Source organism: Mesorhizobium sp. WSM4307 (assembly GCF_007003945.1).
In the GTDB taxonomy this organism is placed as follows: domain Bacteria; phylum Pseudomonadota; class Alphaproteobacteria; order Rhizobiales; family Rhizobiaceae; genus Mesorhizobium.
In genome coordinates this window covers 372,640-386,868 of record NZ_VFTB01000001.1, presented here as the reverse complement: position 1 = coordinate 386,868, position 14,229 = coordinate 372,640, and the positions used below count along the sequence as shown (strand labels likewise).

Genomic DNA, 14,229 nt, shown 5'->3' with positions numbered 1-14,229 from the left:
CTGCTTATGGCGACAGGTTACGTTTTTCACGAACAACTGATGTGGCATGACACCGGCCCCAGCGCCGACATGATGCCTCCCGGCCGTTTCGTGGAACCCGGCCGGCACCTGGAATCGCCGGGGTCGAAGCGTCGGCTGAACAACCTCATCCAGGTCAGCGGCCTGGCGCGCCACCTGGTGCCGATCCTTGCCGAGCCGGTGACGGTCGAGGATCTGCTGCGCGTGCACACGCAGCGCCATGTCGACGACATCAGGATGCTCAGCGAACGCGGTTCCGGCTTCGCCGGCCCGCAGGCGCCGATCGGCCTCAACAGTTTCGACATCGCCCTGCTCTCCGCCGGCACCACCTATGCCGCGATGCGCGCGGTGCTGACCGGCCGTGTCGACAACGCCTATGCGCTGGCGCGGCCGCCGGGGCATCATGCCGAGCCCGACCAGGCAATGGGCAACTGCCTGTTCTCCAACATCGGCGTTGCCGTGCGCCGGTTGCAGCATGAAGGCCTGCTCAGCCGCGCGGCGATAGTCGACTGGGACGTGCATCACGGCAACGGCACCGAGACGGTGTTTTATTCCGATCCGTCGGTGCTGACCATTTCCCTGCACCAGGACAATCTCTATCCGACCGGGCGCGGCGCGCTGGCCGACAATGGCAAGGGCGAAGGCGAAGGCTACAACATCAACATACCGCTGCCGGCCGGCAGCGGCACCGGCGCCTACGAAGCCACCTTCGACCGCGTCGTCGCTCCGGCGCTGCGCGCCTACAAGCCGGATCTCGTCATTGTTGCCTCCGGCTTCGATGCGTCGGGCTTCGATCCGCTCGGCCGCATGATGCTCAACAGCGAGTGCTTCCGGCGCCTCGCCGCGCGCATGGTGGCGCTGGCGGCCGAGACTTCCAACGGACGGCTGATGATGACCCATGAAGGCGGCTATTCCGAGGGCTATGTGCCGTTCTGCGGCCATGCCGTCATCGAAACGCTCGCCAATCACCGCACCGAAGTGGTCGATCCGCTGTCGGACCATATCGACGAATGGGCCGGGCAGGACTTGCAGCCGCATCAGGCCGCGGTGATCGATGCGGCCGAAGGCCTGCTCGCCGGGCTGCGCCAACGCCTCGCAAGTGCTGCCTGACACGATGGATTTTGTCGTCACCACGCTCCTCAACGCACTGACGCTGATCAGCATCCTGATGCTGGTCGGGCTCGGGCTGGCGATCAGCTTCGGCCTGATGAACGTGACCAATCTGGCGCATGGCGAATTCGTCACCGTCGGCGCCTTCGCGGTCTATTTTGTCCAGAGCGTCGGCGGCTCGTTCTGGCTGGGGCTGCTTGCTGCCCCGATCGCCGGCGCGGTGGTCGGCTGCATCCTGGAGTTCGCCATCATCCGCCATCTCTATTCGCGGCCGGTCTCGACCGTGCTCGCCACCTGGGGCGTCAGCCTGATCCTGCAGCAGGGGCTGGAACTGACCTTCGGTCTCGGCGCCAAGCCGGTTACGCCGCCGATCGAGGGCACGCTCGACTTGTTCTTCACCGTCTATCCCGCCTATCGGCTAATCCTGATCGCCATAGCCATGCTGACCTTGCTCGGTGTCGTGCTGCTCATCAGCCGGACGTCGTTCGGCCTCGACATCCGCACCGTCATCCAGAACCGCGAAATGGCCGAAGGCGTCGGCATCAACACGCGGCGCACCTACGCCATCGCCTTCACCTTCGGCGCGGCGATCGCCGGGCTCGCCGGCGGGCTGGTCGCGCCGCTGGCGATCGTGCTGCCGCAGATGGGAGTGAACTATCTCGCCAACGCCTTCTTCGTCGTGATTGTCGGTGGCGTCGGCTCGATCGGCGGTCTCGTTGCCGGAAGTGTTTTCGTCGGCGGGCTGACGAGTGTGCTCAACTACCAGATCTCGCCATCGCTGGCACAGGCGATCGTGCTGCTGGCGGCCATCGTCGCCGTGCGGCTGCGGCCCAACGGCCTGTTCAACGGAGCGTCGCGATGATCGCGCGCGACCGCAACTGGCTGGTGATCTTCGCCGTCTGCGTGACGCTCGCGATTGTCTATCCTTTCTTCGCCGACGGCTACCAGCTGACGGTGATCCGCGACGCGCTGATCTTCGGCCTGTTCGCGGCGAGCCTCGACTTCTTCTGGGGCCGCACGGGCATTCTGTGTTTCGGCCATGCCGCCTTCTTCGGCATTGGCGGCTACATCATGGCGCTCACCACCCTCAACGACGCCATCCCCCTGGGCAGCGTGCTCGGCATCCTGGGCGCGATTGCGGGTGCTGCCTTCGTCGCCGCCATTATCGGCTACTTCCTGTTCTTCGGCGGCATCCGCGGCAGCTACTTCACCATCGTGACGCTCGCCATGGGCGTCATCTGCCAGCAGGCCGCGGTCTCCTGGAGCTCGGTCACCGGCGGCGACAGCGGGCTGATCGGCATCCCGCCGATCGCGTTCGATCTCGGCGGGCTGCATGTCGATCTCAGCCAGGACCTGCCCTCCTACATCTTCGTTGCGGCGATCGTCGCGGTGGTTGTACTGGCGCTGTGGTCGATCAGCCGTGGCCGCTGGGGCATGGTGCTCACCGCCATCCAGGACAATGAAGTCCGGGCGGCCGCCCTTGGCCACAATGCGCCGCTAAGGCTGCTCGCCACCTTCGTCCTGTCCGCTGCGATCGCTGGGCTTGCCGGCGCGCTCTATGTCTGCATGGCCGGGCTGGTGGCGCCCGATTTGTCCGGGCTGCTGCTGTCGACGGAAGTGATCGTCTGGGTGGCGGTTGGCGGGCGCGGCACGCTGCTTGGCCCGGTGCTGGGCGCCATCGCCATCCAACGCGCGCAGCAGACGATCAGCAACTTCAACCCGAGTCTGTGGCCCCTGCTGCTCGGCTGCGTCTTCGTCATCATCGTCTTCGTGCTGCCGGACGGCATCCTGTCGATCTATGCGCGGCTGAAGGGCCTGTTCAACGGCAGGAGGCCGGCGCAATGAGCGACGTGCTGCTTCAGGCCGAGAACGTCGGCATCCGCTTTGGCGGGCTGCAGGCGCTGGAAGCGTTGAACCTGACGGTGCGCGACAAAGAGCTCTGCTGCATCATCGGGCCGAACGGCGCCGGCAAGAGCACCTTCCTCAACCTTTTGACCGGCACGCTTCGCCCGACCAGTGGCAGCGTGCGCTTTCTCGGCCATGACATCGCCGGCCTGCCGCTGCACCGGATCGCCCGGCTCGGGATCGCCCGAAAATTCCAGATCCCGTCGGTCTTTCCGAGCCTCTCGGTCGAGGACAACCTCAAGGTCGCACGGTGGGGCGCCTCTTCACCGGTGCGTCCGGTCGGTGAGCTGCTGGACCTGGTCGCGCTTGGTAACCGCGCGGCCACGCTGGCCGGCGAACTGGCGCACGGCCAGAAGCAATGGCTGGAGATCGGCATGGCGCTGGCGATCGAACCAAGGCTGCTGCTGCTCGACGAGCCGACCGCCGGCATGACGCCGCAGGAAACGCTGGCTACCGCCGAGATGCTGCTGCGGCTCAAGGGCGAGTTCTCGATCGTCGCGGTCGAGCACGACATCCGCTTCGTGCGGGCACTGAACTGCGAGACGCTGGTGCTGCACCAGGGACGCCGGCTGCGCAGCGGTCCTTTCCACGACATCGAGACCGACGAAATGGTCCGCGATGTCTATCTGGGGAGGCGCTGACCATGCTGCGGACACTCGCGGTCTCGGCCAGCTACGGCCTGCTCCCTGTGCTGAACGGCATCGATCTCAGCGTGGCACCGGGTGAAGTTGTCGGCCTGCTCGCCCTCAGGCCGCCGGCAAGACGACGCTGCTGCGCGTCATCGCCGGCCGCCTGAGGGCGAGCGGCGGCGCCGTGGTTCTCGGCGATCAGGACCTTACCAACGCGGCGGCCTTCCGCCGGGCGCGGGCGGGCATGGCGCATGTGCCGCAGGGCCGCGGCATCTTCAACCAGCTGACCGTGCGGCAGAATTTGGAGGTCGGCACGCGCGCAGCCAGGGACCGTGGCGACGGCGGCGTTCCTGACGACATCTTCGGCTATTTTCCGATCCTGCGCGAACGCGAGGCGCAAATCGCCGGCACGCTGTCGGGTGGCCAACAGCAGATGCTGGCGATCGGCCGCGCGTTGTGCGGCCTGCCTTCGGTGCTGCTGCTCGACGAGCCCTCGGAAGGCATTCAGCCGAACATCGTGCAGTCGATCGCCGAACTGGTGCCGCGCATCGCCCGCGAGCGCGGCATCGCGATCGTTCTGGTCGAGCAGAACCTCGATCTCGTTCTCAAGGCGGCGGACCGCTGCCTGGTGATGGAAAAGGGCAGGATCGTGCACGAGGGCACGCCGGCGGCGTTCGCCGACGAGAGCCTGCTGAAGGACCTGTTGGCCCTATGAGGCGCGCCTGAAGCGCACCTGGACCTGCTGACTTTGTAAGGCGTGCATGGGGCGCGCCCGGACTGGAAGGGAACATAACAATGATAAGCAGAAGAACGATCCTGAAATCCGGCGGCGCTGCCGCCGCCTTCGCCATGGTCGGCGCGCCGTCGATCCTGCGCGCCGCCGACACCGTCAAGGTCGGCCTGTCGATCCCGATCACCGGGCTGCAGGCGATCCTCGGCGAGACGCTGCTCAATTGCTACAAGCTCGCCGCCGCCGAACTCAACGCCGCCAACGGCATTGGCGGCCGCCAGATCGAACTGTTCATCGAGGACAACCAGACCACGACCAAGGGCTCGATCGACAAGGCGCGCAAGCTCATCAACGAGGACAAGGTCGATGTGGTCATGGGCACGATCATCTCGCCCGAGCGCAGCGCGACGCTGTCGGTGACCTCCAAAGCCAAGAAGCTGTTCTTCTACCCGACCAATTTCGAGGGTGGCGAATGCAATCGCTACTTCGTCGCCACCGGGCCGATCCCGATGCAGCAGGTCGACCCGATGATGCCATGGGTGGCCGAGAATCTCGGCAAGACGATCTACATCATGGCTTCCGACTATGCCTGGCCGCAGAAGATGACGGAGGCGATCACGGCAGCTTACGAGAAGACCGGCGGCAAGATCATCGGCGCCGACTACTATCCGTTCGGCACCACGGATTTCGGCCCGGCCTTCCAGAAGATCAAGTCGCTGAAGCCCGATGTCGTCTGGTCGATGGTGGTCGGCAACGATGCCGTCACGCAGCTCAAGCAGTATCGTTCTTTCGACATCAAGCAGCCGCTGATCGCGCCGCTCGACGAGGTTTTCAACAAGGACGCGCTGCCGCCAGGCGTCGCCGCCGGCACCTATGCGCCGCAGCCTTACTGGATGGCGCTCGACAATCCGGTCAACAAGAAGTTCATCGCAAGCTTCCGCGAAAAGTTCGGCCAGGAGAAGATGGTGAACGGCATCGGCGAGGCCGGCTATAACGGCCTGCATCTCTATGCGCTGGCCGCCGAGAAGGCCGGGTCACTCAGGGATGACGATGTGCTCAAGGCATTGCCGACCATCGAGTTCGACGCCCCGCAAGGCAAGATCCGCGTCGATGCCTCGAACAACCACACGCTCTGCCATTCCTATGTCGGCAAGGCGGCGGCGGACGGCATCGGCTACGAGATCGCCAAGGATTTCGGCACCATCACGCCGGTCACGCCTTACTGCAAGGTGTAGGATCTTACACTCAAGCGGCCCTGACGGCGGCTTTACCGCTGCCGTCAGGGCGTCCGCGGCGCCGGCAGCCGCTCGCGCAATTCGTCGACCAGCACCCTGGTGTTTTCGGAATAGTCGATGGGCACGACGACGAGATGCACACCGCCGCCGGTGAAGGCCCGTTCCAGCGCCGGCCGCAAATCGGCGATCTCCGTAACCCTGGTTCCCTTGGCGCCATAGGCCTCGGCATATTTGACGAAATCGGGATTGCCGAAGGTCATGCCGAAATCCGGGAATTCGTCGACCGCCTGCTTCCAGCGGATCATGCCATAGGCGTGGTCCTCCAGCAGCAGGATGACCAGGTTGAGCTTCAGCCTGACGGCGGTCTCCAGTTCCTGGCTGTTCATCATGAAGCCGCCGTCGCCGCAAATGGCCATGACACGGCGCCGGGGATAAAGCAGTGATGCCATCATCGCCGACGGCAGGCCGGCGCCCATCGTGGCCAGCGCATTGTCGAGCAGCAGCGTGTTTGCCATGCGCGTGCGGTAGTTGCGTGCGAACCAGATCTTGTACATGCCGTTGTCGAGGGCGAGGACCCCGTCCGCCGGCATCACGGCGCGCACATCATGCACGATGCGCTGCGGCGTGAAGCGGTCTTCGGTGGCGCGCGCGGCGATGCGGCTCAGAATGCCTTCCCTGAGCGGCAGCAAGGCCTGCGCGTTGGGGATCTTGCCCTCGATGCGGTCCGCCAGCAGCGCCAGCGACGGGCCAAGATCGCCAACGATCTCGGCCTGCGGGAAATAGACCTGCTCGACATCGGCCGAGTGATAGCCGACATGGATCACCTTCGGTCCGTTGGCGCCCATGATGAAGGGCGGTTTCTCCACGGTGTCGTGGCCGATGGTGATGATCAGATCGGCCTGTTCGATGGCCTCGTGCACATAGTCGCGCTCCGACAGTGCCGCCGTTCCCATGTAGAGTTCGGTGCCGCCGGGCACCGTGCCCTTGCCCATCTGCGTGGTGAAATAGGGTATTTGCGTGCGCAGCACGAACTGGGCGACATCTGGGGTCACACGCGGACGCGACGCCGCCGCGCCGAACATCAGCAGCGGACGCTTGGCCTCCAAGATCATGCGGGCGGCGCGATCGAGCGCGTCCGCGCTGGCCAACGGCAGTTCGACCGGGTGCGTCGGCACCAGCGCCATCGGCTCGCACTCGGCCGCCGCAATGTCTTCCGGCAGTTCCAGATGCACCGGGCCGGGCCGCTCTTCCTGGGCAACGCGGAAGGCCTCTCGCACCAGCGAGGGGATCATCTTGGGCGAGACGATCTGGCGCGACAGCTTGGTCAGCGGCTTCATCGCCGCGACGATGTCGACGATCTGGAAGCGCGCCTGCCGCGATGACAAGATGCCCTTCTGGCCGGTGATCATGATCATCGGCATCGCGCCGAGCAGCGCATAGGCCGCGCCGGTCGTCAGATTGAGTGCGCCAGGGCCAAGCGTGGTGATGCACACGCCTGCCTTGCCGGTGAGCCTGCCATAGGTGGCGGCCATGAAAGCAGCCGCCTGCTCATGTCGGGTCAGGATCAACTGGATCGACGAGCGGCGGATCGATTCGACGATGTCGAGATTCTCCTCGCCCGGAATGCCGAAAATCCGGTCGACCCCTTCATTCTCGAGAGCCGCCACGAACAGATCCGAACCTTTGGTCATGAACCGCCTCTCCTGCAATGCACACGTTCCGCCTTCATATGGCATTGGAAAGCGGCACCTCAAAAAGCGCAAGCCTGCTGTGTTGGCGATCAGCCCATCAGTTTCGGCAGGGCGGCCGCCAGCGCATCGATGGCGAGCCTAACCTTGAGCGGCAGATGCGGCGTCTGCAGCCAGAGCGCGTGGCAGTCGTAGAGATAGTGCGGCTGGTCCGGCAACAGCGCGACCAGCCCACCGGCCTCTATGCGCGCGCGGACCAGCCACCATGGCAACCACGCCAGCCCCATGCCTTCTGCCGCTGCATCGGCGATGGCATCGAGATCGTCGAGCCGCAGGCGGCCGGTCGGCATGATCTCCTGTGCGGATTGCCCTTCACGCGCAAACAGCCAGGGCTGAACGACCTGGCCAAGCCTGCGATAGACAATCGCCTGATGATCGGCGAGGTCTTCGATCCGCCGCGGCTCGCCATGAAGCCCGAGATAGGCGGGCGAGGCACAGACGACCATGCCTTGCCGCGCAACGCGGCGGGCGATGATGCCCGCCTTATCGTCCAGATCGCCGGTGCGGATGGCAAGGTCAAAGCCGTCTTCGGCAAGATCGGCGAAGCGGTCGCTGAGTGACAAATCGAGTTCCAGCATCGGATAGTGCCGCGCCAGCTTCAGCAGCACGGGGGTGACGCAGTGGCGGCCGAAATGCGCCGGCATGGTCACGCGCAGTCTGCCTCTCGGTTCCGAAAACTGGTCGGCGGCCAGCGCATCGGCGGCTTCCGCCTCGGCCAGCACGATGCGGCAGCGTTCATAATAGGCGCGACCGAAATCGGTCAGGCTCTGGCGGCGCGTGGAGCGATTGATGAGGCGAACGCCGAGCCGCTCTTCGAGAGAACGGACATGCTTGCCCACCATCGGCCCGGACAGGTCGAGCGCTACCGCCGCTGCCGCGAACGAGCCAAGGTCGACCGCCTTGACGAACACGGCCATGCTCTCGAGCCTATCCATATTCGAAACCTACGGTTTCTACTGCTTTACCCTTACGCCCATTTATCTATCAAGTCTCTGGCTACATAGCCTATTCGGTACAGATAATTTGGAGTAACCCGAATGGCTCGTACTGTCTGCTTCCATCAGCATGGCGGTCCAGAAGTCCTGCGCATCGAGGATATCGATCTCGCTCCAGCGGGTGCGGGAGAGGTTCAAATCCGCGTCAAGGCACTCGGCCTCAATCGCGCCGAGGCACTGCTGCGTGCGGGCAGCTATATCGAGACGCCCGCCCTGCCCTCCGGGCTTGGTCTCGAGGCGGCGGGAATTGTCGAAACGGTAGGCGAAGGCGTGAACGATTTCGTCCCGGGCGACGCCGTCAGCGTCATCCCGCCGCAATCGATGGCGCGCTGGCCGGCTTACGGCGAGCTGGTCACCTATCCCGCCGGGCTCATCGTCAAGCACCCACCGTCGCTCGACTGGCAGACAGCGGCGGCTGTCTGGATGCAATATCTCACCGCCTATGGCGCCCTGATCGACATCGCCAGACTGAGCAGTGTAGACGCTGTCGTCATCACCGCTGCCTCCAGCAGCGTCGGGCTTGCCGCGATCCAGATCGCCAACAAGGTTGGCGCGACAGCGATCGCGGTGACGCGAACATCGGCAAAGAAGCAGGCCTTGCTCGATGCCGGCGCGGCCCATGTTGTGGTCCTGGCCGAGGAAGATCTCGCCGCACGGCTGAGCGAGATCGCGGGACCGCAGGGCGTGCGGGTCGTGCTCGATGCAATCGGCGGTCCGATCTTCGAGCCGCTGACAGGGGCAATGTCAAAGGGAGGCATTCTCATCGAATATGGCGGGCTGAGCCCCGAGCCGACGCCGTTCCCCTTGGCTGCCGTGTTGGGCAAGATGCTGACGTTGCGTGGTTATCTCGTGCACGAAATCACCGGCGCCCCGGAAAAGCTGAAGATCGCCAAGGCATTCATCCTCGAAGGCCTGGAAGCGGGTACGCTGAGGCCGATCATCGACAGGATCTTTGCTTTCGACCAGATCGTCGAGGCGCACCGCTACCTCGAATCGAACGAGCAATTCGGCAAGATCGTCGTAACGGTTTGAGCGAGGGCAGCGGCGAACAAATCATACTTGCCGGCAAAATCTCCCTTGAAGGCCTGGCTCGGCATTCCTAACTGTCTGGCGCGGGCCGGGCCCCTCTGACGATCGCTTCTGGTGATTGTGATGTCGGACCGCTTTAACGGGCCCGTTTCCACCTTTTTCGGTCAAGCGGGCTCAATCTTTTCGGTTTGGAGCCCCGTATGACATCTTCCCTCCTTGGTTTGGTTTGCCCCTCCTGCCGCGTCGCGCTCGTGATGAGCGAACGCCAGGGTATCGAAATCGACTATTGTCCGCAGTGCCGTGGCGTCTGGCTTGATCGAGGCGAACTCGACAAGATCATCGAGCGTTCCGGCAGGGAAGCCTCGCCTGCGGCGCAGCCACAGCCGGCAGCCTTCTCCCAGCCGCAACACGGCCGCGATGACGATTATTCGCGCTCGCAGGGCCACCGCTACCCCAAGCGGAAGAAATCCTTCTTCGAAGAATTGTTCGATTGACCGCATAGCGCCCGGCACCTGCTTAAAATTTCCAAAACCATACGGATAAAGGTTCATCTCCGATGATGTCTCGCACCAGCCGATTTGCAGCCCTGTTCGCCGGACTGTTCCTCGCATTCTCCATGGTCGCGATCGATCATGCCGAGGCTCGGCGTGGCGGCAGTTTCGGCAGTCGCGGCACGCGCACGTTCCAGTCGGCGCCGCCGACCAGGACCGCGCCGGCGCCGACCGCTCCCGTCGAGCGTTCGATGACACCCAACACCGGTGTGAACGCTGCCACCCGGCAGCCGCAGGCCGGCCCACAGCGGCCGGGCTTCATGAGCGGTTTTGGCGGAACGATGATGCGCGGCCTGCTGATCGGCGGCCTGATCGGCCTGCTCGTCGGCCAAGGGTTCGGCGGTCTGGCCGGCATGTTCGGCTTCCTGCTCCAGGCCCTGCTCATCGGTGGCGCGATCATGCTGGCCATCCGCTTCTTCCGCTCGCAGTCGGCACAGGGCCCTGCCCCGGCGCTCGCGAGTGCCGGCAATGCCCAGGCGTCGCGATTTGAGAACCGCGCTCCGCCACAGCAGCAAACGGCGGGCTCGTTCACAATCCCCGGCTTTGGTGGTGGTTCGGGCGGAGGCTCTCCGGCCGACGTCTCCGAGGAGATCACGCTGGCTCAGAGCGACCTCGACGCATTCCAGACGCTGTTGACCGACGTCCAGGAAGCATTCGGGCGCGAAGACCATGCCGCCCTGCGCCGGGCGACAACGCCCGAGATGGTGTCCTATCTCTCGGAAGAGCTGGCCGACAATGCCCAGAAAGGTCTTCGGAACGAGGTCTCCGATATCACCTTGCTGCAGGCCGACATCGCGGAAAGCTGGCGCGAGGACGACCGCGACTACGCCACGGCCGCGCTGCGCTACGAGTCTCGCGACGTGATGCGCGAACGCGGCAGCGGCAAGGTCGTCGAGGGCGACGAAGACCATCCGACAGAGACGACCGAACTGTGGACTTTCACGCGTCAGAATGGCTCGAGCTGGAAACTCTCGGCAATACAACAGGCCTGAGCCGGCCATTGAAGGAGGGTCGTCGCGGGGCGCCTTAGCGCACGATCCTGACGCACATCGGCGTGCCGATCTCGATGGTACGTCCGATGTCCGTCAGCAGGCCTGCGCACCGAAATAAGGCGCCTCCCGAACCACAAACACCAGGGCAATCCTTTCATGATTTCCTCCCCGCCGGCCCGCGCGTGGGCGCGCGGGATTGGCAAAATTTCGCCCGCCCTCGCTTGCAATATAGCCCCATATGTGAAAATACTATTTACAAAAGAAGATTAGCGGGAGGAGACGTCATGCAGTCCGGCGCTTCGAGGCGTGTTCATATGGCTGGCCTGAACCTCCTGCGAGACTGCCGGAGCCGGCCATGAGCGACTTCGCACCCACCGTCGGCGTTGCCTCGACCTATCCGCAAAACATGCCTGAGGCGCACGCGGCATTGCCGGTGTGGAACGCCGAGAACTGGTTCTACGAGGACTGGCCGGTCGGCCAGAAAATCCGCTCGTTGCGGCGCACGATGGCGGAGGGCGACAGCCACCTCTTCAACACGCTGGTGCTCGACATCCACCCCTATGTGCAGGACCAGATGTTCGCCGAAAGCGAAGGCATTTTCGGCAAGCGGCTGACCGCCGGCGCTTTCGTCTTTTCGGCGGGGCTCGGGCTGGTCGCCACCAACTGCGTCAACGCCTTTTCCTATGGCTATGACAAGCTCCGTTTCATCAAGCCTGTCTTCATAGGTGACACGATCTATTCGATCCGCTCCAACCTCGACAAGAAGCCGCGCTACAGAGAGATGGGACTGATCCGTGCCAGCTACGAAGTGTTCAAGGGCGAAGGCGAGCTGGTCCTCTATTGCGAGCACCTGCAGACGGTGAAGTACCGCAACCCGGCCGATTTCGTCGGCAAGACGGAGAAATGAAAATGCCGGCTTTGGCCGAATTGCCGCTTGCCGGTCTCGTCGTCGTCGACATGAGCCAGTTTCTGTCCGGGCCTTATTGCTCGCTGCGGCTGCTCGACCTCGGTGCGCGCGTCATCAAGATCGAGCGTCCGGATGGCGGCGACCTGTCGCGCCGGCTCTATCTCAGCGACACCGAGATCGGCGGCGATTCCACGATCTTTCATGCCATCAACCGCGCCAAGGAAAGTTTTGCCATCGACCTCAAGAACGAGGCGGATCTCGAAGCGCTGCGCGGGCTTCTGGCCAAGGCCGATGTGCTTATCCAGAATTTCCGGCCCGGCGTCATCGAGCGGCTCGGCCTCGACTACGAAGCCGTCCGCAAGATCAACCCGCGGCTCGTCTACGCATCGATCAGCGGCTATGGCGAGGACGGCCCATGGGTCAAGCGGCCCGGCCAGGATTTGCTGGCGCAATCCCGTTCCGGCGTGATGTGGCTCAATGGCGACGAGGACCAGGGACCCGTGCCCTTCGGGCTGGCCATCGGCGACATGCTGGCGGGTGCCGCCTGCGCGCAAGGCATTCTGGCGGCGCTGGTGCGGCGCGGCATCACCGGCCAGGGCAGCCATATCGAAACCAGCCTCCTGGAAGCGCTGGTCGACTTCCAGTTCGAGGTGCTGACCACGCATCTCAATGACGGCCGCCGCTTGCCCAGGCGCTCCAGCTTCCGCAGCGCGCATGCCTATCTCTCGGCGCCTTACGGCGTCTACCCGGCCAAGGACGGCTATCTCGCCATCGCCATGACGCCGATCCCGAAACTCGCCGACCTGCTGTCGCTCAATGAGTTGGCGCCTTATCGCGACAGACCGGCCTCGTGGTTCACCGCGCGCGACGACATCAAGGCGATCATCGCGCAGAGGATCGCCAGCAAAACCATCGACGAATGGCTTGATATTCTCGAGCCGGCCGACATCTGGTGCGCCAAGGTGCTGACCTGGCCGGAGATGCTGGCCAGTGAAGGCTTTCAGTCGCTCGACATGCTGCAGACGGTGACGCGCGAGGACGATGTCTCGATCCTCACCACCCGCTCGCCGCTCAGGGTCGACGGTGCCAGGGCCAAGGTCGATCGGGCCGCGCCGCGCATCGGCGAGCACAGTGCCGCGATCCGCGAGGAGTTCGGCCTGTGACCACGCTCAAGGGTATGACCTGGAGCCATCCGCGCGGCTATGATCCGATGGTCGCCTGCTCGTCGCTTTGGCAGCAGAAGACCGGCGTCGCCGTCCACTGGGACAAGCGCTCGCTGCAGGATTTCGAGTCCTTTCCGGTCGAGGAACTGGCGCGCGCCTATGATCTGATTGTCATCGACCACCCGCATGTCGGCCAGATCACGGCGGAACGCTGCCTCGCGCCGCTGGATGTCGCCGGCCGCGAGGCCGAGCGCGCAGCGCTCGCTTCGGGCAGCGTCGGCCAGTCCTATCCGAGCTACGCCTGGCAAGAGCGGCAATGGGCGTTTCCGATCGATGCGGCCAGCCAGGTCCAGGCATGGCGGCCGGACGCGATCGGCACGCCGCCGGCGCGCTGGAGCGAGGTGCTCGACCTCGCCCGGCAAGGCCGCGTGCTTTTGCCGTTGCGACCGCCGCATGCGCTGATGGTGTTCTATACGCTTGCCGGCAATCTCGGGCACGCTTGCGCGACCGATCCGTCCCGCGATCTCATCGATAGCGAGACCGGCTGCGAAGTCTTCGAGATGATGCGAGAGATCGCCGCGGTGGTCGACCCGGCCTGTTTGGAGATGGATCCGATCGCGGTTTCCGAACGCATGGCGGAGGCCGATTCCCGCATTGTCTGCGCTCCACTCATCTACGGCTACGTTTCCTATGCGATGTCAGGGTTTCGCGCGCACCGGCTGGCCTTCACCGACATCCCGGCTGTCGGCTCCAGCGGCCCTATCGGCTCAGCGCTCGGCGGCACGGGCATAGCGGTGTCAGCCTTTTCCAAGGCGAAAGATGCAGCGACGGACTTCGCCTATTGGGTCGCCAGCGGCGACGTGCAGCGCGGCGCCTATGCTGCTGCCGGTGGCCAACCAGGCCATGCTGCCGCCTGGGAGGACCAGACCGTCAATGCCGCGACCGGCAATTTTTATCGCGGCACGCGCGCGACGCTGGAGGGCGCATGGGTGCGGCCGCGTCATGACGGCTACATGGCGTTCCAGCAGGCGGCGTCCGACCGCATCCTGTCGGCCATGACCTCCGGGCACAAAGCCGCCCGGGTCGTCGCTGATCTCGTCGGCCTGTTCCGGGAGAGTGCCGCCGCGCAGGTGTCCGGCGCTGCTGAGAGAGGAGCCTGAACGAAACCGGGCGGAGGAGAACGTCCGGGCTACGCCCCGGCGAGACGCCGAGGCAAA

General features: G+C 64.6%; 13 protein-coding genes and 1 pseudogene. 12 read left to right on the top strand and 2 right to left on the bottom strand.

Annotation, left to right across the window (positions count from 1 at the left end; all coding sequences use genetic code 11):
- The first annotated feature begins 6 nt into the window (after positions 1 to 6).
- The 6 genes and pseudogenes from FJV83_RS01725 to FJV83_RS01700 all read left to right on the top strand — a co-directional run bounded on the left by FJV83_RS01725 (position 7) and on the right by FJV83_RS01700 (position 5,627).
- Complete coding sequence (locus FJV83_RS01725) at positions 7 to 1,128, top strand: class II histone deacetylase (protein ID WP_095771255.1); 1,122 nt, start codon at positions 7 to 9, stop codon at positions 1,126 to 1,128.
- Complete coding sequence (gene urtB / locus FJV83_RS01720; protein ID WP_245437946.1) at positions 1,073 to 1,990, top strand: urea ABC transporter permease subunit UrtB; 918 nt, start codon at positions 1,073 to 1,075, stop codon at positions 1,988 to 1,990. Before FJV83_RS01725 ends, urtB begins: the two co-directional genes overlap by 56 nt.
- Positions 1,987 to 2,973 (top strand): branched-chain amino acid ABC transporter permease, encoded by a 987-nt coding sequence (locus FJV83_RS01715; protein ID WP_142884893.1) that lies wholly within the window; start codon positions 1,987 to 1,989, stop codon positions 2,971 to 2,973. Before urtB ends, FJV83_RS01715 begins: the two co-directional genes overlap by 4 nt.
- Positions 2,970 to 3,674: an ATP-binding cassette domain-containing protein gene (locus FJV83_RS01710; RefSeq protein WP_095786778.1), complete on the top strand. Its 705-nt coding sequence runs from the start codon at positions 2,970 to 2,972 to the stop codon at positions 3,672 to 3,674. The genes FJV83_RS01715 and FJV83_RS01710 overlap by 4 nt, the downstream gene beginning before the upstream one ends.
- 2 nt (positions 3,675 to 3,676) lie before the next feature.
- Positions 3,677 to 4,377: pseudogene (locus tag FJV83_RS01705) on the top strand (ABC transporter ATP-binding protein).
- An 80-nt stretch (positions 4,378 to 4,457) separates the two neighbouring features.
- Complete coding sequence (locus FJV83_RS01700) at positions 4,458 to 5,627, top strand: substrate-binding protein (RefSeq protein ID WP_095771259.1); 1,170 nt, start codon at positions 4,458 to 4,460, stop codon at positions 5,625 to 5,627.
- A 44-nt stretch (positions 5,628 to 5,671) separates the two neighbouring features.
- On the opposite strand, the gene FJV83_RS01695 is transcribed toward FJV83_RS01700, so the two are convergent.
- On the bottom strand, positions 5,672 to 7,318 hold the full coding sequence (locus FJV83_RS01695) for an acetolactate synthase large subunit (RefSeq protein WP_095786781.1): 1,647 nt from the start codon (positions 7,316 to 7,318) through the stop codon (positions 5,672 to 5,674).
- 89 nt (positions 7,319 to 7,407) lie between these two features.
- Positions 7,408 to 8,310, bottom strand: a complete 903-nt coding sequence (locus FJV83_RS01690) for a LysR family transcriptional regulator (protein ID WP_095771261.1) — start codon at positions 8,308 to 8,310, stop codon at positions 7,408 to 7,410.
- Between the two features lie 102 nt (positions 8,311 to 8,412).
- Between FJV83_RS01690 and FJV83_RS01685 the strand changes: the two genes are divergently transcribed.
- The 6 genes from FJV83_RS01685 (at position 8,413) to FJV83_RS01660 (ending at position 14,172) form a co-directional block, all read left to right on the top strand.
- On the top strand, positions 8,413 to 9,402 hold the full coding sequence (locus FJV83_RS01685) for a zinc-dependent alcohol dehydrogenase family protein (RefSeq protein WP_142884892.1): 990 nt from the start codon (positions 8,413 to 8,415) through the stop codon (positions 9,400 to 9,402).
- Positions 9,403 to 9,599: 197 nt separating this feature from the next.
- Positions 9,600 to 9,893 (top strand): zf-TFIIB domain-containing protein, encoded by a 294-nt coding sequence (locus tag FJV83_RS01680; protein WP_019856716.1) that lies wholly within the window; start codon positions 9,600 to 9,602, stop codon positions 9,891 to 9,893.
- Positions 9,894 to 9,955: 62 nt separating this feature from the next.
- Positions 9,956 to 10,942 carry a Tim44 domain-containing protein gene (locus FJV83_RS01675; RefSeq protein ID WP_142884891.1) on the top strand — a complete coding sequence of 329 codons (987 nt, stop codon included), beginning with the start codon at positions 9,956 to 9,958 and terminating at the stop codon, positions 10,940 to 10,942.
- A 355-nt stretch (positions 10,943 to 11,297) separates the two neighbouring features.
- Positions 11,298 to 11,849: a MaoC family dehydratase gene (locus FJV83_RS01670; RefSeq protein ID WP_142884890.1), complete on the top strand. Its 552-nt coding sequence runs from the start codon at positions 11,298 to 11,300 to the stop codon at positions 11,847 to 11,849.
- Between the two features lie 2 nt (positions 11,850 to 11,851).
- Complete coding sequence (locus tag FJV83_RS01665; protein ID WP_142884889.1) at positions 11,852 to 13,012, top strand: CaiB/BaiF CoA-transferase family protein; 1,161 nt, start codon at positions 11,852 to 11,854, stop codon at positions 13,010 to 13,012.
- Between the two features lie 14 nt (positions 13,013 to 13,026).
- The gene (locus FJV83_RS01660) at positions 13,027 to 14,172 is read left to right on the top strand and encodes an extracellular solute-binding protein (protein WP_142885059.1); all 1,146 of its coding nucleotides are present in this window, start codon (positions 13,027 to 13,029) and stop codon (positions 14,170 to 14,172) included.
- The last annotated feature ends 57 nt before the right edge of the window (positions 14,173 to 14,229 follow it).

What these genes read in the sequence shown, in the direction of transcription:
- FJV83_RS01665 (WP_142884889.1), top strand. Translation starts at nt 11,852, where the DNA reads ATGCCGGCTTTGGCCGAATTGCCGCTTGCCGGTCTCGTCGTCGTCGAC.
- FJV83_RS01660 (WP_142885059.1), top strand. Translation starts at nt 13,027, where the DNA reads ATGACCTGGAGCCATCCGCGCGGCTATGATCCGATGGTCGCCTGCTCG.
- FJV83_RS01695 (WP_095786781.1), bottom strand. Translation starts at nt 7,318, where the DNA reads ATGACCAAAGGTTCGGATCTGTTCGTGGCGGCTCTCGAGAATGAAGGG.
- FJV83_RS01700 (WP_095771259.1), top strand. Translation starts at nt 4,458, where the DNA reads ATGATAAGCAGAAGAACGATCCTGAAATCCGGCGGCGCTGCCGCCGCC.
- FJV83_RS01710 (WP_095786778.1), top strand. Translation starts at nt 2,970, where the DNA reads ATGAGCGACGTGCTGCTTCAGGCCGAGAACGTCGGCATCCGCTTTGGC.
- FJV83_RS01675 (WP_142884891.1), top strand. Translation starts at nt 9,956, where the DNA reads ATGATGTCTCGCACCAGCCGATTTGCAGCCCTGTTCGCCGGACTGTTC.
- FJV83_RS01680 (WP_019856716.1), top strand. Translation starts at nt 9,600, where the DNA reads ATGACATCTTCCCTCCTTGGTTTGGTTTGCCCCTCCTGCCGCGTCGCG.
- FJV83_RS01670 (WP_142884890.1), top strand. Translation starts at nt 11,298, where the DNA reads ATGAGCGACTTCGCACCCACCGTCGGCGTTGCCTCGACCTATCCGCAA.
- FJV83_RS01685 (WP_142884892.1), top strand. Translation starts at nt 8,413, where the DNA reads ATGGCTCGTACTGTCTGCTTCCATCAGCATGGCGGTCCAGAAGTCCTG.
- FJV83_RS01690 (WP_095771261.1), bottom strand. Translation starts at nt 8,310, where the DNA reads ATGGATAGGCTCGAGAGCATGGCCGTGTTCGTCAAGGCGGTCGACCTT.
- urtB (WP_245437946.1), top strand. Translation starts at nt 1,073, where the DNA reads ATGCGGCCGAAGGCCTGCTCGCCGGGCTGCGCCAACGCCTCGCAAGTG.
- FJV83_RS01725 (WP_095771255.1), top strand. Translation starts at nt 7, where the DNA reads ATGGCGACAGGTTACGTTTTTCACGAACAACTGATGTGGCATGACACC.
- FJV83_RS01715 (WP_142884893.1), top strand. Translation starts at nt 1,987, where the DNA reads ATGATCGCGCGCGACCGCAACTGGCTGGTGATCTTCGCCGTCTGCGTG.